A 23607-nucleotide genomic window follows, 5' to 3' on the forward strand; every position below is an offset into this window, starting at 1 on the left:
CCTCAGGACCGAGCGCCGGCGTTTCTCAGGACTGAGCGCCGGCGTTCCTCAGGACTGAGCGTCCGCGGCCATGGCGGCGACCAGGCTGTTGGGACGCATATCGGTCCAGTGCTGCTCCACGTAGTCCAGGCATTCCCTGCGGCTGCCCTCGTGGACCAGCTGCCAGCCATCGGGCACCGCCGCGAAATCCGGCCACAGCGAATGCTGCCCCTCGGCATTGACGAGCACCGCGAATCGGCCCTCCTCATTGTCGAACGGGTTGGTCTCGCTCATTCGATCTCCCTTCCTGTTCCGGTATTCGTACTCGATGACGACCAGCGCCGGTCGGCGGCGGCCTGAACGGAAAACCCTGTCCGGCATTCACCGTCGCTGAGGTGCTGCCGCAGCATCGGACCGATTTCGTCCAGTGCCCGCGGTGAACCCATATCGACGTGCGAGCAGCCGACGAAGTGCTCGGTGATCTCGCCGCGCACCACGCCGCGCCACGGGCCCGCGCCCGGTGTCGGCGGCGCCTGACCGCCCGCGGGTGGGGGTGAATCCGGCTCTGTGGCAGTGAAATACACCAGATCACCGTCGTAGCGGCGCGGACGGAACCGGTAGCCCATGCTGGTTCCGGCCAGGTAGCCGGTGTACAGCCGCTCCATATGGGCGGCGCCGAGCGCACCGAACGGACCCTGGTGCTCGTGCAGCAATTCCGCCGCGCGCTCGGCGGAGACGTTCTCCGCCGCGAGGCTCGAATCGCCCAGCAGTGCCGCCAGCAGTTCGCCGGCACTGGCGTCCGCGATCTCCGGTTCATCGGCCAGGATGCGGCTGTCCAGCATGGCCAGCATCTGGACCTGCTCACCCGCCGCTTCCAGCCTGGTCGCGATGTCGTAGGCGATCAGCCCGCCCAGCGACCAGCCCAGCAGGTGATACGGCCCGTGCGGCTGCACGGTCTGCATCTCACGGATATACCGCTGCGCGAGCTGCTCGACCGTGTCCAGACCGCAGTCGTCCTCGGTCAGGTGCGGCAGCTGCAGACCGTAGATCGGCCGATCCGGTTCCAGGTGCGGCAGCAGTCCGGTGTAGCTCCAGGCCACACCACTGACCGAGTGCACGCAGAACAGCGGCGGCAGTGCGCCGTCCGGGCGAATCGGCAGCAGCGGACTCAATGCCGCCGCGACGGCATTGTCGCCGTCGGACGGCGCCTCGACCCGCGCGGCGATACCGGCCGGGGTGGGATCGAGGAACAGCGCCTGCATCGGCACATCGGCCCCGTGCTGATCCCGGATCACCGCGACCAGCCGGGTAGCCAGCAGCGAGGTGCCGCCCAACTCGAAGAAGTTGTCGTCCGCACCCACCGATTCCAGACCCAGCACCTCGGCGAAGGCGGCACACACCACCGCTTCGACAGGGGTGGCGGGCGCCCGGAAGGTCGCCGCCGCGAGCAGTTCCGGTTCGGGCAGCGCCGTGCGATCCAGCTTCCCGGCCGGTGTCAGCGGCAGCGATTCCAGGACCGTAATCGACTGCGGCACCATGTATCCCGGCACGCGACCGGCGACATGCCGGCGCAGCTCCTCGATGTTCACCGCGGCGCCGGGCGCCGGCACGATGTAGGCCGCGAGAATCAGTGCACCGCTGGCCATCTCGTATCCGATGGTCGTCGCCGCGGTCACCTCGGCGTGGTCCGAGAGCGCGGCATTGATCTCACCGAACTCGATGCGGAACCCGCGGATCTTCACCTGATCATCGCCGCGACCGAGGTACTCCAGCTCCTGCCGGCCACTGGACATCACCCAGCGCACCAGATCTCCGGTGCGGTACATGCGGTCGCCCGGTGCTCCGAACGGACTCGCGATGAACCGCTCGGCGGTCAGTGCGGGACGGCGGTGATACCCACGCGCCAGGGCGATTCCGGCGATGTACAGCTCTCCCGGTACGCCCACCGGAACCGGGCGCAGCCGCCCGTCGAGCACCATCAGTGCGAACCCGCGCAGCGGTCCGCCGATGGTGACCGGCACGCCCGGCCGCAGTCCGGCGCTGATGCTCGCCGCGACGGTGATCTCCGAGGGACCGTACGCATTGAGCATGGTCCGACCCGGCACATCGGCCCCGACCCAGCGCTGCACCAGTTCACCGCCGGTGCGGTCACCGCCGACCATGATCATTTCGAGTTCGCCGAGCCCGGCGGGCTCGACGGTCGCCAGCGCCGCGGGCGTCACGAACGCGTGCGTGATCCGCTCCGCGTGCAGCAGGTCCCGCAGCTCATCACCGCCGAAGATCCCCGTATCGGCCAGCACCAGGGTGGCGGCGCTGCCGAGAGCCAGCAGGATCTCCAGGATCGCGGCGTCGAAACTCGGTGACGCGAAATGCAATACCCGCGACCGCGTGGTGACCCCGCCGCGATGCGCGAGCTCCGCGGCGAAATTGGCCAGGCCGGCATGGGTGACGACAACACCCTTGGGCACACCGGTGGATCCCGAGGTGTAGATCAGGTACGCCGGATTGCCCAGCCGCGGTGCGCGAATGAATTCGGCATCGGAAAGCGGTGCGCCCGAATAGAACCGGGTTTCCGCGGCGAAGGCCGGATCATCGAGCACCAGCCACTGCGGACCCACCGGCACATCCCCGCGGCACCGCGAGACCGTCAGCCCGATGCGCGCCCGCGAATCGCTGAGCATGTGCTCCTTGCGCTGCGCGGGATAGGACGGATCGACCGGCACGAACGCCGCACCGGTCTTGAGCACCGCGAACATGGCCCGCACCGATTCCACCGAGCGCGGAATACCGAGCGCCACATACGATTCCGGCCCGACACCGCGCGCCAGCAGCGCTCGCGCCAGCCGGTTGGTGGATCGATCCAGCTGGTCGTAGCTCATCTGGATCTCCCGGTCGCAGACCGCGACCGTGCCCGGCGCGCGGGCGACGGCCGCGGCGAATACCTCCGGGAAGGTGGCGGCGGTGACCGACGCCGATCCCCGGACCGGTGCCAGTGTGCGCATCTCCTGCGCATCGAGCAGATCCAGATCCCCCACCGCGGTGGCGGGGTCACCGATCGCCGCGGTGAGCAGCCGGACGAACCGGTGGCACAGCACTTCCGCGCTATCGGCATCGAACAGATCGGTGGCGTAGGTGACGGACAGATCGATGCCGTCCGGAGCACCGTGCGCGGTCTGCTTCTCGGTGAGCGTGAATTGCAGATCGAACTTGGCCACCTCGAACGCCGCATCCTCGGCGATCGCAGTCACCTCGGCCAGCTGCGGCAGACCCGGCATCACATTGTGCACCGACAGCATGACCTGGAACAGCGGATGATGCGCCGCCGACCGGGCCGGATCCAGCGCCTCCACCAGTCGCTCGAAGGGAATATCGGCGTGCGCGAACGCATCCAGATCCGTTTCGCGCACGGTGTCGAGCAGTTCGGCGAAGGTGTCGCCGGGTGCGACGGACGTCCGCAGCACCAGCGTGCCGACGAACATACCGACCAGCAGGTCCAGCTGCGGATCCACCCGGCCGCCGATCGGCGTGCCCACCACCACATCGTCGGTACTGCCGAGCCGGCCCAGCAGCACCGCCAGCACCGCGTGCAGCACCATGAAGACGCTGACACCGTGCCAGCGCGCCAATTCGGTCAGCTCGTCGTGCAATTCGGCATCGATGCGGGCGAACACCGACGCACCACGCTGAGACGGGACCGCGGGGCGCGGCCGATCCATCGGCAACGTGAGGCAGTCCGGCGTTCCGGCCAGCTTGCTCGTCCAGTACTCCAGCTGACGCGCGGCCGGGCTCTCGGGATCTTCCTCACTACCGAGCACCGCGTGCTGCCACAGGCTGAAGTCGGCGTACTGCACCGGCAGCGCGGCCCATTCGGGTGCCCGCTGTTCCCGCCGCGCCGCATAGGCAGTGGCCAGATCCATCGCGAGCGGTCCCGCCGAGGCGCCGTCGGCGACGATGTGGTGCATGACGAGCACCAGCAGGTGTTCGTCCGCCGCGAGGCGCAGCACTCCGGCACGCACCGGAAGCTGCTGTGTCACATCGAATCCCGCCATGATGAACGATCCGATGAACTCCGGCACAGCCGCGGCGGCGAGCTCGTGCAGCGGCACGTCGAGCGCCGGATCGGCAACGGGCAGCACCACCTGGTGCGGCCCTTCCGCATCCGCCGGGAACACCGTGTGCAGCACCTCATGTCGTGCCACCACGTCCGCGACCGCCCGCTGCAGCGCTTCCACATCCAGTGCGCCGCGAAGCCGCAGCACCAGCGGGATGTTGTACACACCCGAGGCGGTATCGAACCGGTTCAGCAGCCAGAGGCGCTGCTGCGCCGGAGACAGCGGAATCCGGGCGGGCCGAGGCCGGGAGAGCAGCGCGGGCCGATCCCCGCCACCGGCGGACAGCACTCGATCGAGCAGTGCGCCGAGCTTCTCGGGCGTGGGGTGCTCGAACACCGCCCGCACCTCCAGCCGGCAGCCGGAGGCCGCGGCGATCCGCGCCACCAGCTGTGTCGCCGACAGCGAGTTGCCGCCGAGATCGAAGAAACTGTGGTCCGCGCAGACGCTTTCGCGGCCGACGACCTCGGCCATGGCCTCGGCCACCAGCACCTCGCCGGGCGTGCGCGGGGCCCGACCGGTATCGCTGACGGTCCAGTCCGGCTCCGGCAGCGCACGGCGATCCAGTTTCCCGTTGGGCGTCAGGGGAATCGAGTCCAGCATCAGGAAGGCCGACGGCACCATATGCGCCGGAAGCTGCTGGGCGGCGAGGTCGTGCAGTTCGCGCGCCTCCAGGGCGACGCCCTCCAATGCGACGACGTAGCAGACGATATGCGCCCGGCCGCCGTCGTCCTTGCGAACCTCGGTGTGCGCGAATCGAACTCCCGCGCAGGCGGCGACCACCGCGGAGATCTCACCGAGTTCGATACGGAAACCGCGCACCTTGACCTGATCGTCGGCACGACCGGCGAATACCAGCTCACCCTCGGCGTTCCACCGCACCAGATCCCCGGTGCGGTACATCCGCTCACCCTTACCACCGAACGGATTCGCCACGAACCGTTCGGAAGTCAGGGCCGGACGCCGGTGGTAGCCCTGTGCCAGGCCGATCCCGCCGACATAGAGCTCGCCCACCACACCGGGCGGCACGGGGCGCAGACGCGCGTCCAGCACCACCGTGGACACACCGCGCATCGGGCGGCCGAGCACGATCGGCCGGTCCGGATGCATGGGCTCGGAGAAGGTGGTGGCAATGGTCGCCTCGGACGGGCCGTACCCGTTCGACATATCGCGGCCCCGGCCCCACTGCTCCACCAGTTCCCGGTCGAACGCCTCACCGCCGACGATCAGCGTGTGCAGATGCGGCAGCGGCCAGCGGTCCGCATCGATGCTGGCCAGCGCGGCCGGAGTGATGACGACGTGAGTGACCGCGTTCGCCTCGATCAGTTCCGCCAGCGGGTCGCCACCGTAGACGTCGATCGGGACGATCACCATGGTCGTGCCCGCGGACCAGGCCAGCAGCAACTCCAGCACCGCCACATCGAAGCTCGGCGAGGCCAGATGCAGTGTTCGCGCGGACGGCTCGACAGCGAACCGGACCCGTTGCACCTCGGCGCAGTTGAACACGCCGCGATGCGTGACGGCCACCCCCTTGGGCAGACCGGTGGATCCGGAGGTGTAGATCAGATACGCGATATCGTCGATCCGCGGTACGCGGCGCAGCTCACCGGCGTCCAGCGGTGCGGAGGACATGTCCGCGGCATCGTCGACCAGCATCCACTCGATGCCGAGATCACCGGGAAGCGCGGCACGGTCGGTGGTGCAGGTGAGTCCGAATCGCACCGCCGAATCGGTGAGCATATGCCGGATGCGATCCATCGGATGACGCACGTCGACCGGCAGGAAGGCCGCGCCGGTCTTGGCGATGGCCAGCGAGCCCGCCACCGATTCCAGTGACCGGGCCAGGCCCAGTGCGACCACGTCGCCGGGTCCGACCCCACGCGCGATCAGCGTGCGGGCCAGGCGATTCGTCCAGGCGTCGAGCTCACCGTAGGTCAGCGTCCGCTCCGCCGTGACGAGCGCGGGGTGATCGGCCCGCACCACCCGGGCGAACAGCTCGGGCAGCGTGATGGGATCCGCGGCCCGGGCGCCGTGCGCCGGAGCCAGCACCGAACGCTCCCACGCGGACAGCACATCCGCGTCGCCGACCGCGATCTCCGGCCGGGCCAGCACCGCCGCCAGCAGCCGCACGAACCGGCGGCTCATGCGGTCCGCGGTGGCGGTATCGAACAGATCGGTGGCGTAGGACAGCGACATCTCGATGCCGTCCGGATCACCGTGCGCGGTAAAGGCTTCGGTGAAGGTGAATTGCAGATCGCACTTGGCCAGGCCCGGATCGACCGGGAAGCCCGTCACCGCGACGTCCGGCAGGCGCACCGTCGGCACACCCATATTGGTGAGCGACAGACTCACCTGGAACAGCGGGTGATGTGCGGTCGAGCGCACCGGATTGAGCACCTCGACCAGCCGCTCGAACGGCAGATCGGCGTGCGCGAAGGCATCGAGATCGGTATCGCGCACCGCGGCCAGCACCTCGGCGAAACTGGCCGCCCCGTCGATCCTGGTGCGCAGCACCAGGGTTCCGACGAACATGCCGATGAGATCGTCGAGCGCCGCGTCGCCGCGCCCGGCCACCGCGGTGCCGATGGCGATATCACCGCTGCCGCTGGTGCGGGCGATGAGCACCGCCAGCACCGCGTGCAGCACCATGAACACGCTGACATCGTTCGACTGCGCCGAATGCGCCAGGCGGGCATGCAGTTCCGCATCGATGCGCACCGAGGTCGAGGCGCCGCGATGGGAGGCCACCACCGGACGGGGCCGGTCGACGGGCAGTTCCAGGCACTCCGGCAGATCCGCCAGGCGTTCGGTCCAGTACTGCAGCTGCCGCGTGGTCAGACTCTCCGGATCGTCCTCGCTGCCGAGCAATTCCCGTTGCCACACACTGAAATCCGCGTACTGGACCGGCAGCGCCGGCCATGCGGGTGCGGCGCCGGAGCAGCGCGCCCCGTAGGCCGCCACCAGATTCGCGGCCAGCGGCGTGAGCGACCAGCCGTCGGCGGCGATGTGGTGGATCACCACGACGAGGACATGCTCATCGGGGCCGACCTGCAGCAGGGCCGCGCGGATCGGAATCTCGGCCGCGAGGTCGAATCCGGCCTGCGCCAGCTCGAACGCATCGGTGATCACCGTGCTCGGGCTGGAGACGATGCGCACGAAAGGCACCACCGCCGCCGTCTCCGGCACCACCACCTGATGCGGCCCCTGCCCGTCCTCGGGGAAGACCGTGCGCAGCACCTCGTGCCGCGCAACCACATCCGACACCGCCTGCTGCAGCGCCGCCGCGTCCAGACGGCCGGTCAGGCGCAGGCCCACCGGAATGTTGTAGGCGGCCGAACCCGGATCGAAGCGGCTCAGGAACCACAGCCGCTGCTGCGCCAGGGACAGCGGCACCCGTTCGGGGCGCTGTCCTGCCATCAGGACCGGACGCCCGGCGGACGCCTCGCCCATCGAATCATCCAGCAGCAGCGCCAGTCCGGCGGGTGTCGGGTGTTCGAAGACTGCGCGCACCGCCAGCCGCTGTCCGGAGGCGGCGGTGATACGCGCGACCAACTGCGTCGCGGAGAGCGAATTGCCGCCCAGTTCGAAGAATCCGTGATCGGCGCAGACCTGGTCGTGACCGAGCACCTCGGCCATGACCTGCGCCACCAGCTTCTCATTGGGCGTGCGCGGGGCACGTCCGCCTTCGACCGTCGCCCAGGCCGGTTCCGGCAGGGCACGGCGATCGAGTTTTCCGGTGGGCGACAACGGGATCGAGACCAGTGGCACGAACATGGCGGGGACCATGTGTGCCGGGAGACGCTCGGCCGCGATATCGCGCAGCTGCGCGGTATCCACGGTCTGACCGTCCTCCGGGACGACGTAGCAGACGATGGCAGGCCGGCCCGCGGCGTCGTCACGGATCTCGGTGTGGGCGAAGCGAATGGCCTCGGCATCGACCACCACGGCGCTGATCTCGCCGAGTTCGATCCGGAAACCGCGGATCTTCACCTGATCATCACTGCGGCCGACGAAGTCCAGTTCACCGGACTGCGTCCAGCGCACCACATCACCGGTGCGGTACATCCGCGCGCCCGGCAGGGTCGCGAACGGATTGGAGACGAAGCGGCCGGCGGTCAGACCGGGCCGCCGGTGATACCCGCGTGCCAGACCGTCGCCGCCGATGTACAGATCACCTGCCACACCCGGCGGCACCGGGCGCAGACGCTCATCGAGCACGACCATTCCGGTGCCGCGAATCGGACGGCCCAGCACCACCGCGTCATCCGCCGCCAGCGGCGTCGAAATAGCGCTCATGATGGTGGTTTCGGTCGGTCCGTAGCCGATGTACAGGTGCCGTTCCGGAGCCCAGCGGGCCACCAGATCCGCACCCACCGCTTCACCGCCCACCGACAGGTGCTGCAGTGCGGGCAGCGGCCAGCGGGCGATATCGATGCTCGCCAGCGCCGCCGGGGTGATGAAGGCGTGGGTCACCCGCTCCCGGTCCAGCAGCGCGGCCAGGTCGTCACCGCCGTACACCTCGGGTGAGGCGAGCACCAGGGCGCCGCCCGAGCACCAGGCCAGCAGCAGTTCCAGAATCGAGGCGTCGAAGCTCGGCGAGGCGAAATGCAGTGGCCGCGAATCGGAGTCCATGGCGTAGCGGGTGCGCTGTTCGACCGCGAACCCGGCCATACCGCGATGGGTGACCGCCACACCCTTGGGCACCCCGGTGGAACCGGAGGTGTAGATGATGTAGGCGAGATCGTCGATGCCCAGCCAGCGCAGCCGATCGGAATCGGTGATCGGTGCGGCGGATTCGGTCCGCTCCAGTTCCGCCAGGGTGAGCCAGTTCAGCACCTCCGGCAGCGCGGTGGAATGAGCAGCCGTGGTAATGCCCAGTCGCGCACCGGAATCGGTGAGCATATGCGCGATCCGCTCGGCCGGATAGCGCACATCGACGGGCACGAAGGTCGCACCGGTCTTGGTGACGGCCACGGTGGCGAGCACCGATTCCGGCGAGCGGGGCAGGCCGAGCGCGACGATATCGCCGGGGCCCACGCCGTGCGCCAGCAGCGCCCGCGCCACCCGGTTCGAGCGTTCATCGAGTTCGCCGTAGGTCAGCGTGCCCGAATCCGACACCACCGCAATGGCATCCCGCGTCGCCGCGGCGGCGGTGAACACCTCCGCCAGGGTCGCCGGTACCGGTCCGTTGACACCGCGCGCGGGCGCCAGCTCGGAGCGCTCCGGCACCGACAGCAGGTCGATATCGCCGACCGCGGTGTGCGGACGGCCGCTGACCCCGGACAACAGCCGGACGAAGCGGGCGCCGAGACGCTCGGCGGTCTCGGCCTCGAACATATCGGTCGCGTAGGTCAGGCAGATCTCGATGCCGTCCGGATCACCCTGTGCGGTATGCGATTCGGTGAAGGTGAACTGGAGATCGAATTTCGCGATCTCCAGCGCGATGTCCTCGATCGCGACCTCGACGTCATCGAGTCGCGGCAGCGCTGGCAGCGCGTCGTGCACCGACAGCATGACCTGGAACAGCGGGTGGTGCGCGGTCGTGCGCACCGGATCGAGGGCCTCCACCAGTCGCTCGAACGGAATGTCGGCATGCGCGAACGCATTCAGATCGTGATCGCGCACCTGGGCCAGCAGGCCGGAGAAGGACGCGGCACGATCGACCTCGGTGCGCAGCACCAGCGTGCCGGCGAACATGCCGATCAGCGGGTGCAGCCGCGCATCGGCCCGACCGGAGATCGGGGTGCCCACCGTCACGTCCGCGGTGCCCGTGATCCGGGCCAGCAGTACCGCCAGCACGGCGTGCAGCACCATGAACAGGCTGGCGTCGTGATCGCGGGCGAGCCGCGAGAGCGCGGCATGCGACGAACCCTCCAGACGGGCGAATACCGAAGCGCCGTGCTGTGATCGGACCGCCGGGCGCGGTCGGTCGGACGGCAGTTCCAGACTGTCCGACTGCCCCTGCAGGCGTTCGGTCCAGTACCGCAGCTGCTGCGCGGCCACACTCGTGGAATCCGCCTCATCGCCCAGCAGCTCACGCTGCCAGACGCTGTAATCGGCGTACTGCACCGGCAATTCGGCCCACTCGGGAGCCGCACCCTGCCGCCGTGCGGCATACGCGGCCGCGAGATCGGAGGCCAGCGGGGCGACGGAGCCGCCGTCGGCGGCAATGTGGTGCACGACGACCGCGAGCACATGATCGTGCTCACCGGCGCGCAGCAACTCCGCCCGCAACGGCAGCGCCGTCGCCAGATCGAATCCCCTGGTGGCCAAGGCACGCAACCGTGCCGCGATATCCTCCGCCGCAACCTCGACCACAGGCAGCGTGACGTCGGCCGCCACCGGCACGATCACCTGGTGCGGGCCGTCCGCGTCCTGCGGGAACAGGGTGCGCAGCGCCTCGTGCCGCTCCACCACATCACGCAGGGCCGCGGCCAGCGCCGCCGCATCGAGGCGGCCGCGCAGGCGCAGGGCCACCGGGATGTTGTATGCGCCCGAATCGGTGTCGAAACGGTTCAGGAACCACAGTCGCTGCTGCGCCGGGGACAGCGGAACCCGGGTCGGACGGCGGCCGCGGGTGAGTTGCGGCAGACCCGGATCATCCTGTGCCAGCAGCTCGTCCACGACACGCGCCAGCTGTTCGGGGGTCGGGTGTTCGAAGACGGCGCGCACACCGAGCTGGCGACCGGTGGTGGCCGCGAGCTGTGCCACCAGGCGGGTCGCCGAGAGCGAGGTGCCGCCCAGCTCGAAGAAGTCGTGATCGGCGCAGACCTCGGTGCGGCCGACCACCTCGGCCATGGCGTTCGCCACCAGAATCTCGCTCGGGGTGCTGGGCGCACGCCCGGCCGCCACCTCCCACTGCGGTTCCGGCAGCGCCCGGCGATCGAGCTTGCCACTGGGTGAGAGCGGAATATCCGCCAGCACCACGATGGCGGTGGGCACCATGTACCCGGGCAGCCGGTCGGCGGCATACGAGCGCAGCGCCTGCCGGTCCGGCTCCTGATCCCCGGCGGCGACCACATAGCCGACAATGCGCGGAGTTCCGGCATCGTCGCGGCGGATCTCGGTGTGTGCGAAGCGAATTCCCTCGGCCTCCGACAGCGCCGCGCTGATCTCGCCGAGTTCGATGCGGAAACCGCGGATCTTGACCTGATCATCACTGCGGCCGACGAATACGAGCTCACCGCCGGCCGTCCAGCGCACCACATCACCGGTCCGGTACATGCGCTCGCCCGGAACCGCGGCGAACGGATTCGCCACGAATCGCTCCGCGGTGAGGGCCGTCCGGCCCACGTACCCGCGGGCCAGACCCGCGCCCGCCACATAGAGCTCGCCCGCGACACCGACCGGCACCGGCCGCAGCCGGGTGTCCAGCACGGTCAGCGCGGCGCCGCGAATGGCCCGGCCCAGCACAATGGGGCTTCCCGCGGTGAGTGCGTCCGACATGACCGGCGCCACAGTCGCTTCCGACGGACCGTAGGCATTGAACATGGCCCGGCCGGCCGCCCAGCGGGCGACCAGATCGGCGCCGACCGCCTCGCCGCCGACCACCAGGCAGCGCAGCGCCGGCAGCGGATGGGCGGCGATGTCGATGCTCGCCAGCGCGGCCGGGGTGATGAAGGCGTGCGTGACGCCCGCACCCTCCAGCAGTGCCGCCAGCTCGTCGCCGCCGTAGATCTCCGCGGAGGCGACCACGACGGTCGCACCCGTGCACCAGGCCAGCAGCAGTTCGAGCACCGAGGCGTCGAAACTGGGCGAGGCGAAATGCAGTGTGCGGCTGGTGGATTCCAGACCGTAGCGGGCACGCTGCTCCAGCGCGAAGGCGGCGAGTCCGCGATGCGGAACCGCGACGCCCTTGGGCACGCCCGTGGAGCCGGAGGTGTAGATGACGTAGGCGATATCGTCGACGGACAGCGGACGGAGGCGATCGGAATCCAGCACGGCCGCAGCCGATCCCGCAGTGGACACCCCGTCCACCAGGAGCCACTGCACCGTCAGATCCGCGGGCAGCAGCTCGCTGTCCGTGCCGGTGGTCAGGCCCAGCCGGGCCCCGGAGTCGGTGAGCATATGCCGGATCCGGTCGGCCGGATGCCGCACGTCCACCGGCAGATAGGCCGCGCCGGTCTTGGCGACGGCCACCGTCGCGACGACGGACTCCACCGATCGCGCCAGGCCCAGTGCGATGACCTCGCCCGGTCCCGCGCCCTGCGCGATCAGGGTGCGCGCCAGGTGATTCGACCACTCGTCGAGCTCGCCGTAGGTGAGGGAGCGGTGCTCGGCGACGAGGGCGATCTGATTCGGATCGGCTGCCGCCGAGGCGAAGAGCTCCGGCAGGGTCAGCACGATATCGGCCGCCGGACCGCGCACGGGTGCCAGCGCACGCACCTCCTCCGGAGCCAGCAGCTCCAGATCGCCCACCGCCGCGGCGGGATCGGCGAGGGCCGCGGACAGCGCCCGCACGAAGCGGCGGCTCAGGTCCACCGCCGTGGCGCGATCGAACAGGTCGGTGGCATAGGTCAGGCACAGGTCCAAGCCGCCCGAGCCGCCGCCCGCCTCCGGGACGGCGGTGAAGACGAATTGCAGATCGAACTTCGCCACCATCGAATCGACCTGCTGGACAGCAATATCCAGACCCGGCAGCCGCAGGACGGGCGCCTGGAAATTGTCCAGCGACAGGCTCACCTGGAACAGCGGGTGATGTGCGGTGGAGCGCACGGGATTCAGCGCCTCGACCAGTCGCTCGAACGGCAGATCCGCGTGCGCGAACGCCTCCAGGTCGGCTTCCCGCACCGTGTGCAGCAGATCGGTGAAGGAGGTACCGCCGTCGACCGGCGTGCGCAATACCAGGGTGCCGACGAACGCGCCGATCAGCGCATCGAGTTCGGGTTCGCCGCGGCCCGCGATGGCGGTGCCGACCGAGATGTCGGGGGTGCCGGCGAGCCGGGCCAGCAGCAGGGCCAGCACGGCGTGCAGCACCATGAATTCACTGACGTCGCGGCTGCGCGCCAGTTCCGTCAGCCGGGTGTGCAGACCGGCGTCCACCCGCGTGCGGACCGAATCGCCGCGATGGGTGGCCACCGCCGGGCGCGGGCGATCGGCGGGCAGATCGAGGCAGTCCGGCAGCGCGGCCAGACGGGTGCGCCAGTAGCGCATCTGCTGGGCGGCCACGCTCTCGGCATCGTCCTCGTCGCCGAGCAGATCCTGGTGCCACACCGCGTAATCCGCGTACTGCACCGGCAGCGGCGTCCACTCCGGCGCGTGCCCGGACCGGCGCGCGGCATAGGCCGTCATGAGGTCCGAGGCCAGCGGTGCGAGCGACCAGCCGTCCATGGCGATGTGGTGCACGACCATCGCCAGCGCGTATTCGGTCTTTCCGGTGCGCAGCAGTTCGACCCGCAGCGGGAGTTCGCGGGTGAGGTCGAAACCCTGCTCGGCGGCGACCTCGACATGCTGTTCGAGCTCCAGCGCGGAGGTCTCGAGTAGTGCCAGGGTGAGCGGCACCTCCGCGGCGGGGATGAGCGCCTGGTACGGACCCTGATCATCCTGCGGGTACAGGGTGCGCAGAATCTCGTGGCGCGCAATGAGATCGGTGAGGGCGGCACGCAGCGCCGCCTCGTCCAGCGCGCCGCGCAGGCGCAGCGCCACCGGAATATTGTAGGCGCCGGAGTCGGTGTCGAGCTGGTTCAGGAACCACAGTCGCCGCTGTACCGAGGTGAGCGGAACCCGTGCCGGGCGGGCCGGTGCACCCAGGCGCGGACGGTCCGTGATCTCCTGTCCCGCAACACTGTCCAGCAGCCGCGCCAGACCCTCGGGGGTCGGGTGCTCGAAGACCTCGCGCACCGCGAGCCGATGTCCGCACGCGGCGGCGATCCGGGATACCAGCCCGGTGGCCGAGAGCGAGTTGCCGCCCAGATCGAAGAAGCTGTGATCCGCGCAGACCTGTTCGCGCCCGAGCAGGCGCGCCATCTCCCCGGCCACCAGCGCCTCGGCCGGGGTCGCCGGTTCGCGGCCCGCGATGCCGAGATCCCACACGGGTGCGGGCAGGGCGCGCCGATCCAGTTTGCCGCTGGGCGACAGGGGAATCGAATCGAGCGCGACCACCGCCGAGGGCACCATATGCGCGGGCAGCTTCGCACCGACGTGGGCTCGCACCGACTGTGCGTCCAGCTGGTGAGCGTCCGCGGCGCGGACATAGCTCACGATGTGCGCGCGTCCGGCCTCATCGTGCCGGACCTCGGTGTGCGCGAAGCGAACTCCGTCGAGGTCCGCGATCACCGCGGTGATCTCCCCGAGTTCGATACGGAAACCGCGCACCTTCACCTGGTCGTCACCGCGGCCGAGGAAGACCAGCTCACCGCCGGCCGTCCAGCGCACCAGGTCGCCGGTGCGATACAGCCGCTCGCCCGCCGAACCGTACGGATCGGCAATGAACCGGGCCGCACTCAGACCGGGCTGCGCGAAGTAACCACGCGCCAGGCCCGGACCACCGATGTAGAGCTCACCCGCAACGCCGACCGGAACGGGGCGCAGACGGCGATCCAGCACCGCCAGCCGGGCGCCCCGGATGGGTCCGCCCAGCACGATCTGCTGCTGCGGCGCAAGCGCATTCGACATGGCGACGGCGACGGTGGCCTCGGAGGGACCGTACGCGTTGAACATCGCACGGCCGACCGCCCAGCGCTCGAGCAGCTCCGCGCCGACGGCCTCGCCGCCGACGATCAGTCCGCGCAGTGCGGGCAGCGATCGGCCGCCCGCGCCCAGGGTGGCCAGGGCCACCGGGGTGAGGAACGCGTGGCTGACGCGCTCGCGTTCGAGCAGTTCCGCCAATTCCTCGCCGCCGTACAGGTGCGGCGGCGCCACCACCATGGTCGCGCCCGCGGACCAGGCCAGCAGCATCTCCAGCACCGAGGCGTCGAAGCTCGGCGACGCGAAATGCAGTGTCCGAGCGCCGGATACGACGCCGAACCGCTCGGCCATGGTGCGTGTGAAATCGGCGAGACCGGTGTGGGTGACCGTCACGCCCTTCGGGGTGCCGGTCGATCCGGAGGTGTAGATGAGATAGGCGGTGTGCGAGAAGTGCAGCGGCGCAGTGCGATCGGCATCGGTGACCACGGTCGCCGGCAGACTCGCCAGCGGTGCGGTGACCTCGGGATCGTCGAGTACCAGCCAGGTGACGCCGTCGGCCGGCAGTTCCCCGCGCTGTGCGGCGACGGTGAGACCGAACCGCGCGCCGGAGTCGGCCAGCATGTGCTGCTTGCGCTGCAGCGGATAGGCCGGATCGACGGGCAGGAAGGCCGCACCGGTCTTGGCCACCGCCACGGTGGCGCACACCGAATCGATGGAGCGCGGAATGCCCAGTGCCACGATGGATTCCGGGCCCACGCCGTGCCCGATGAGCAGGCGTGCCAGGCGATTGGAGCGCCGATCCAGTTCGGCGTAGGTCAACTCGGAATCACCGCAGCGCACCGCGGGTGCGCCAGGATCGATGGCGGCCGCGGCGGTGAAGATCGCCGCCAGTGTCGCCACGGGCGCGGAACCGGGCCCGGATACCGGTGCCAGGGCGCGGATCTCGTCCGCTGTCAGCATCGGGAGCTCGCCTACGATCACGCCGGGATCGGCGGCAGCCGCGGCCAGCACCCGGGTGAACTGGTCGGTGACGCGGCGGGCGGTCTCGGCCGCGAACAGATCGGTCGCGTAGGTCAGCGCCAGGTCGATGCCCGCCGGAGCGCCCTGTGCCGAATGCCGTTCGATCAGTGTGAATTCCAGGTCCCAGCGCGCCGCACCGGTCTCCAAGGCCGAGGCGGTGGAGCGCAGTCCGGACAGCTCGACCGCCGCGGGGACAGAGCTGTGCAGTGACAGCATGACCTGGAACAGCGGGTGGTACGCCGAGGAGCGCACCGGTTCGAGCACCTCGACCAGGCGCTCGAACGGCAGTTCCGCATGTGCGAAGGCATCCAGATCGGTATCGCGCACCGAACGCAGCAGATCCGCGAAGGATGCGCCGGTGTCAACCCTGGTGCGCAGCACCAGGGTGCCGACGAACATGCCGACGAGACTGTCCAGCTGGGGATCCACCCGGCCGGCGATCGGCGTGCCCACGGCCACATCATCGGTGGCCGCGAGCCGGGCCAGTACGGTCGCCAGCGCGGCGTGCAGCACCATGAACACACTCACGCCGGAGCGCTGCGCCACGGTGGTCAGCGCCGCGTGCAGCGTCGTATCCAGGTGTGTGCGCACCGTATCGCCGCGATGGGAGGCCACCACCGGTCGGGGCCGGTCGGTCGGCAGCTCGAGGCATTCCGGCAGCTCCGCGAGGCGTTCGCGCCAGTACCCGAGCTGACGGGCCGCCGGGCTCTCGGGATCGTCCTCGCTGCCCAGCAGATTCCGCTGCCACACACTGAAATCCGCGTACTGCACCGGCAGTGCCGCCCATTGCGGCGACCCGCCGGAGCGACGCGCCTCGTACGCCGTCACCAGATCGGTGGCGAGCGGCGTCAAGGACCAGCCGTCCGCGGCAATGTGATGGATCACCACAACGAGCACATGCTCCTCGGCGGTGAGCCGCAGCAGGCCCGCGCGAATCGGCGGCTGCACGGTGAGATCGAAACCGGTGGCGGCGAATTCGAGGGCATCGGTATCGGCGGTGCCGGGTCCGGACATGATGTGCGCGAACGGCACCACCACACCGTGTTCCGGCAGCACCACCTGATGCGGGCCCTCGGCGTCCTCCGGGAAGACCGTCCGCAGCACCTCGTGCCGGGCCACCACATCCGAGAGCGCCTGCTGCAGCGCCGCCGTCTCCAGTCGGCCCGACAGGCGCAGGCCGACGGCAATGTTGTAGGCGCCGGAGTCGGTGTCGAAACGGTTCAGGAACCACAGGCGCTGCTGCGCCAAGGACAGTGGGATGCGCGCCGGGCGCTCCCCCGCCGTCAACCGCAGGCGCGCGCCGGCGCCACCGGACTGCTCCAGCAGCGCGGCCAGCGCCCCCACGGTCGGCGCGTCGAACAGCGCCCGCACCTCGACCGCGGTGTCCAAGGCCAGCGCGAGCCGCGTCGCCACCTTGGTCGCCAGCAGCGAATTGCCGCCCCGGGCGAAGAAGTCGTCGTCCAGGCCCACCCGCTCGGCCCCGAGCACCTCCTCGAAGACCGCGGCCACCGCGCGCTCGGCGCGCGAAACCGGTTGGCGGAAGCGGGCTACCGCGAACACCGGCTCGGGCAGCGCCCGGCGATCGACCTTGCCGGTCGCCGTTATCGGCAGTTCGGGCAGCACCATCAGGGCGGCCGGAACCATATAGGCGGGCAGGGCGGCGGCCAGGCGAGTCCGCAGAACGTCCGGTTCGGCGGTACGACCCCGGGCCGGAACCACATAGGCGACAAGCTGATCGCCGCGCTGCGCATCGGCCCGCGCGACGACGACCGCCGTCTCGATATCGTCCTCGGCCAGCAGCGCGGCCTCGATATCGCCCAACTCGACGCGGAAGCCGCGAATCTTCACCTGGAAGTCGGTGCGGCCGTGGTACTCCAGCTCGCCCGAGGTCTTCCAGGACGCGAGATCTCCGGTGCGGTACATGCGTTCGCCCGCGTCCACCGCGAACGGGTCGGGCACGAACCGCTCCGCCGTCAGCACGCCACGGCTGACATAGCCGTGCGCCAGCTGAATTCCCGCGAGGTACAGGTCGCCGACCACGCCCGGCGCGACCGGCCGCAGCCGGGTGTCGAGCACATAGACCCGGCTGTTCCATTCCGGGCGGCCGATCGGCACCGTCACGGAATCCGCGGCGTCCACCCGGTGCGCGGTCACCGAGACCGCGGCCTCGGTGGGGCCGTACAGATTCCACAGCTGAATGCGCGGATTCGCACGGCGGAAACGCTGCGCCGTCGCGGCCGGCAGCGCCTCGCCGATGGCGAGCACCAGCCGGACCGTGGCGGGCAGTTCCGCCTGGCGTCCCGCCATGAGGGCGGTGAGCATGGACGGCACCAGGTGCAGCACCGAGACGCGGCGATCCTCGATCAGCGCGGTCAGATAGGACGGATCGCGATGACCGTCGGGGGTCGCGATGACGGTGCGGCCACCGACCAGGACCGCGGAATAGAACTCCCACACCGACAGATCGAAGGTGGCGGCGGTCTTCAACAGCACGGTGTCATCGCCGTCGAGTCCGAAAGTTCGCTGCTTCCACAGCAATTGGTTCACCACCGCGCGATGCGGCACCGCGACGCCCTTCGGGCGGCCGGTGGAACCGGAGGTGAAGATGACGTAGGCGGTGTGCTGCGGGCGCAGCGGGGTCCGCCGCTCGCCGTCCAGGACGGGGTACGGCGGCACGGCGGCCAGATCCAGCGCGTCGATCTCGACGATCGGCACACCCACCGCGGGCAGTCCGGCCGCATCCGCGCGAGTGCTCAGCACACACTGCGGTGCGGCGGTGTCGAGAATGTAGTGCAATCGCTCGGCGGGCTGATCGGGATCGATCGGGACGTACGCGCCACCGGCGACGGCGACCGCGTACATGCCGACCAGCAGCTCCGTCGAACGGCGCACGGCGAGCGCCACCCGCACCTCGGGGCCGACGCCCAGCGCGATCAGGTGGCGGGCAAGGCGATTGACCCGCTCGGAGAATTCCCGGTAGGTCAGCGTCTGTGGATCGACCTCCGGCCCCGCCTCGGCCACCAGCGCGACCGCCGACGGAGTGCGGGCGGCCTGTGCGGCGAAGAGCGAGGCCAGCGTCTGGCGGGCATCGACCGCATGCGCGGTCGCGTTCCAGCCGTGCAGGATTCGGGTGCGCTCGGTGCCGTCGAGCAGATCGAGATCGCCGATCACCCGATGCGGGTGAGCCGCGGCGTCACCGAGCAGCCGGGCGAATCTGGCCGCGAAGCCCTCGATCGTGTGCTCATCGAAAAGGTCGGTGGCATAGACGAAGTGGCCGGTGATCCCGGTCGGCGCACCGGTGTCGTCGTAGTGATCGGTGAGCACCAGCTGCAGATCGAACTGTGCCACACCGGTTTCGATCTCGGTGCCGGACACCATCAGGCCGGGCAGTTCTACCGCGATCCGGCCCAGGTTCTGGAACGAGAGGCCGACCTGCACCAGCGGATGCCGGGCGGTCGAGCGCACCGGGTTGAGCTCTTCCACCAGGCGCTCGAAGGGCAGCTGCGCATGCGCGAAGGCAGCCAGATCGATCGCGCGCTGCCGGGTGAGCAGCGCGTGGAAGGATTCACCGAGTTCGGGCCGGGCGCGGAAGACGACGGTATTGACGAACATACCGATGAGCGCGTCGAGCTCCTGTTCACCGCGACCGGCGACCGGTGTGCCCACGGCGATATCGAGACCTCCGGACAGGCGCGCCAGCAGCACCGCGAACGCCGAATGCACCGCCATGAACAGGGTGGCGTCGGTCTCGCGGGCAAGCCGCAGCAGATCGGCGTGCACGGCGGATTCCACCGCGACGTTCACCTTCGCGCCCCGGAAGGACTGCACCGCCGGGCGCGGCCGATCGTAGGGCAGCGAGAGTTCGTCCGGCAGGTCCGCCAGCTCGGTGCGCCAGTAATTCAGCTGCGCCGCAGCGGAACTGGCCGGATCGGCGACATCACCGAGGGTCTCGGTCTGCCACAGGCTGTAATCCACGTACTGCACCGGCAGGGGCGCCCACTGCGGGGCCTGCCCGGCCAGGCGGGCCGCGTATGCCGACGAGAGATCGGCGAACAGCGGCGCCAGCGACCAGCCGTCTGCCGCGATGTGGTGGATCACGACCGCCAGCACGTGTTCCCGTGCCCCGGTGCGCAAAAGTTCCATGCGCAGTGCGGTCTCACGGGTGAGTTCGAAACCGCGGGCGGCGACGGACCGCAGGCGCTCCCCCAGCTCGCCCGCGGGCACCTCGAGCACCGGCAGCTCCGGAACGGCGGCGGCCGCATCCAGGATCACCTGGTGCGGACCGTCCTGGCTGTCCGGGAAGAGGGTGCGCAAAGGCTCGTGCCGGGCAAGCAGATCCGCGACCGCGCCGCGCAGGGCGGTGATATCCAGATCGCCGTCCATGCGCACCGCGAACGGGATGTTGTAGGTGTAGGCGCTGTGGTCGAAGCGGTTGATGAACCAGAGTCGCTGCTGTGCCGGGGAGAGCGGAATGCGCGCCGGGCGCACCCGGGCGGCGAGCGCGGCGCGACCGGGCTCGGGCAGCAGTGCCGATACCCGGGCGGCGAGGCCCTCGACCGTCGTCTCCTCCAGCACCAGCCGGACCGGCACCGCGACACCGAGTTCCGCGCCGATGCGCGCCGAGACCCGGGTCGCGTTCAGGGAGTTGCCACCGAGTGCGAAGAAGCCGTCGTCCAGGCCTATTCGCTCCACCTCGAGCACCTCGGCCAGCACCGCCGCCACCGCCCGCTCCGCCGTGCTGACCGGGGCCCGATAGGCCACGGTCACCGCCACCGGCTCCGGCAGGGCGCGCCGATCCAGCTTGCCGTTGGCGGTCAGCGGAATCGCGTCGATGACCACGTAGGCCGCGGGCACCATGTACTCCGGCAGCCGCTCGCCCAATGCCCCGCGCAGTGCCGGAATGTCCAGTGCCGCAGCCGATTCGGTCACCAGGTACGCGACGATGCCGGCATCACCCGCATCGTCGTGCCGCACGATCACCGCGGCCTGCCGCACCAGTTCCTGAGCCAGCAGCGCCGCCTCGATCTCACCGAGCTCGATGCGGAAGCCGCGCACCTTGACCTGATCGTCGGCGCGGCCCAGATACTCCAGTTCACCCGCGGCCGTCCAGCGGCCGAGGTCGCCCGAGCGGTACAGCCGGGTGCCGGGTGCGCCGAACGGGTTGGCCACAAATCGCGCACCGGAGAGTGCGGGCTGCCCGAGGTAGCCGCGCGCGAGCTGTGCACCGGAGACGTAGATCTCGCCGGAGACGCCGATGGGGGCCGGTCGCAATCGGCTGTCCAGCAGGAAGATTCCCAGACCCGGAATGGCCCGGCCGATGCCGCCGCCGCCGGAGGCCGCGGCCGCACGATCGAGTGCGCGCTGCGTGACATGGACGGTCGTCTCGGTGATGCCGTACATATTGACCAGGCGCGGTGCGTGGTCGTGGTGACGGCTGTACCAGTCGGCCAGCCGGCGCGGCTCCAGAGCCTCACCGCCGAAGATGATGTAGCGCAGTGCGAGTGGAGCCAGGGTCGAATCGCGTTCCGACTCGATACGGTCGGCCTCGACGAGCTGGGAGAAGGCGGACGGGGTCTGGTTGAGGACCGTCACCCGCTCCCGGCGCAGCAGCGCCAGGAACAGTTCGGGCGACCGCGAGGTCTCGTAATCGACGACGATCAGGGTGCCGCCGTACAGCAGCGGACCCCACAGCTCCCACACCGAGAAGTCGAAGGCATAGGAGTGGAACAGGGTCCACACATCGCTCTGATCGAATCCGTAGGCACGGTCGGTGTTTCCGAACAGCGTCGCGACATTCGCGTGCGGGATCTGCACGCCCTTGGGGCGGCCGGTGGATCCCGAGGTATAGATGACGTAGGCGACATTGCCGGGCGTGAGCGTGCCACGACGCTCGGCCGCGGCAATGGGACTGCCGTCGGCGGCGGGGTCGACTGCTTCCACGGCGATGATCGGCAATCCGGCCGGCAGGGCCGAGCGCAGCGCCGCGGAACTGATCGCGCACGCGGGCCCGGCATCGGTGAGCATGTAGGCGATGCGATCGGCCGGATAGTCCGGATCGATCGGGAGGTATCCGCCGCCGGCCTTGATCACCGCGAGCAGGGCGATCACCAGGTCCAGTGAGCGCGGCAGCGCCACGGCGACCAGCGTCTCGGGGCCGACGCCGTGCCGGATGAGTTCCCGGGCAAGACGATTGGCACGAGCGTCCAACTCGCGATAGGTCAGTGATACCCCGTCGCACGTGACGGCGGTGGCGCCGACGTGCGCGGCGACCGTGGCATCGAACAGGTCGGCCAGCGTGTCCTCGGAGGGCAGCGATTCGGCGGGGGTCCGCGCCCAATCCCGCAGCACCAGTTCCTGTTCCGCCGGACCCATGACGGCCAGGTCGGCGAGCACGGATTCCGGAGCGGTGCTCAGGAATTCGGCGAGGTAGTCCAGGAAGCGGCGATGATGCGCGCGCAGTTCGTCGGCGGTGTAGCGCGCCGGATTGCCGATGAAGTCGACATGCAGCTCACCCGCGCCGGAGCCGTTGTAGATATTGACCGACAGGTCCTCCACCGGTCCGGTCGACAGCAGATGCATGGTCGCGGCCGCACGGCCGAAACGAAGACCGTTGTGGAACAGCATGATGTTGACGACGGGGCCGAAGAAGCTGCGGTGCTCACCCGCCGCGCCGCGATCGCGCTGCATATCCTCGTGCCGGTAGCGCTGATGCCGCAGTGCGTCCCGAATGCTGGGGTCGACCCGGCCGACCAGATCCGCGAGCGTGGTGTGCGCGGCGATATCGACGTGCAGCGGAACCACATTGGAGACGTAGCCCGCCGACATGCGCAGTTCGGGGGTGGTGCGGGCGGTCACCGGCAGGCTCAGGGTGACCTGCGTCCTGCCGGTCACCGCGGCGAGGTAGGCCGCCACGCCGGCGGTCAGCAGGGCGGGGCGCGAGGCGCCGAATCGTTCACGTACCGCATCGAGTTCGGTTCGGCAGGTCGCAGGCAGCACGCCGCCTTCGATCCACCGGTCCGCACCCGCGGCGCCGTAACGGTCGCTCAGGCTGAAGGTCGATCCGATGGCGTTCAACCGGCCGCGCCAGAAGCGGCGGTCCTCGGCAAAAGCCGCCGAATCGCGGTACGCGAGCTCGGATTCGTAGATGGAGTGCAGATCCTTGGCAGCCGACTGACTCGGCGCCGCACCATCGGTGAGCGCGGTGTAGTGCTCGGCGATGCGCGCGACGAGCAGCATCGCCCCGTAACCGTCGATGGCGATGTGGTGCATCTTGGCGTACCAGAGGTATTCGTCGTCGCCGGTGCGCAGGACAGCGGACTCGAAGAGTCGACTGTCCAGCAGCGGAATCGGTACGGCGGAGTCGCGGCGCATCCAGGACATCGCCGCGGCGCGGGGGTCGTCGCAGGATCGGAAATCGTGCCGGGCCATATCGATCGGTTCGTCCGGACCCACCATCTGACGTGGGTTTCCTGCTACCTCGACGATTCGCAACCGAGGGCTCTGCAAATCCCTAGCACATAAACGGGCGGCCTGTTCGAGGCGCGCCACATCAAAATCACCATGAATCTCGACGTACTGCGCGACCGTCAGCGGCTCGTCTGGCGCAATGTGCTGTGCGTTCCATATGCCAATCTGTGCCTCTGACAAGGGAAAAGAGAATACCGTGTCCGATGCGTCACGACCTGCGGGCTCCGAGGCCAAGGCGGTCATCAAAACACTCCAATCTCCGATAGAAGAATCTGGACGATCCTGAACAATCAAAGAGCAGACAGCAACTTCGCTGCAACTCCCAGAGAGTTAATCGCACAGACCAGACGGACGGATTGGTTTTCGCCCGAAATACGTTGATAGGAACAGTCAATTCGGGCAAATA

At 69.6% G+C, this 23607-nt stretch carries 2 protein-coding genes; both read right to left on the reverse strand.

Annotated elements, in window-relative coordinates:
* Window positions 1-48: 48 nt before the first annotated feature.
* Window positions 49-273, reverse strand: coding sequence for an MbtH family NRPS accessory protein (locus ABZX86_RS27165; RefSeq protein WP_355127481.1), 225 nt, complete (start codon window positions 271-273; stop codon window positions 49-51).
* Window positions 270-23444 (reverse strand): non-ribosomal peptide synthase/polyketide synthase, encoded by a 23175-nt coding sequence (locus ABZX86_RS27170; protein WP_355127482.1) that lies wholly within the window; start codon window positions 23442-23444, stop codon window positions 270-272. The genes ABZX86_RS27165 and ABZX86_RS27170 overlap by 4 nt, the downstream gene beginning before the upstream one ends.
* Window positions 23445-23607: the final 163 nt, after the last annotated feature.

The sequence above is a fragment of the Nocardia sp. NPDC006630 genome (assembly GCF_040611495.1).
Classification (GTDB): Bacteria; Actinomycetota; Actinomycetes; order Mycobacteriales; family Mycobacteriaceae; genus Nocardia.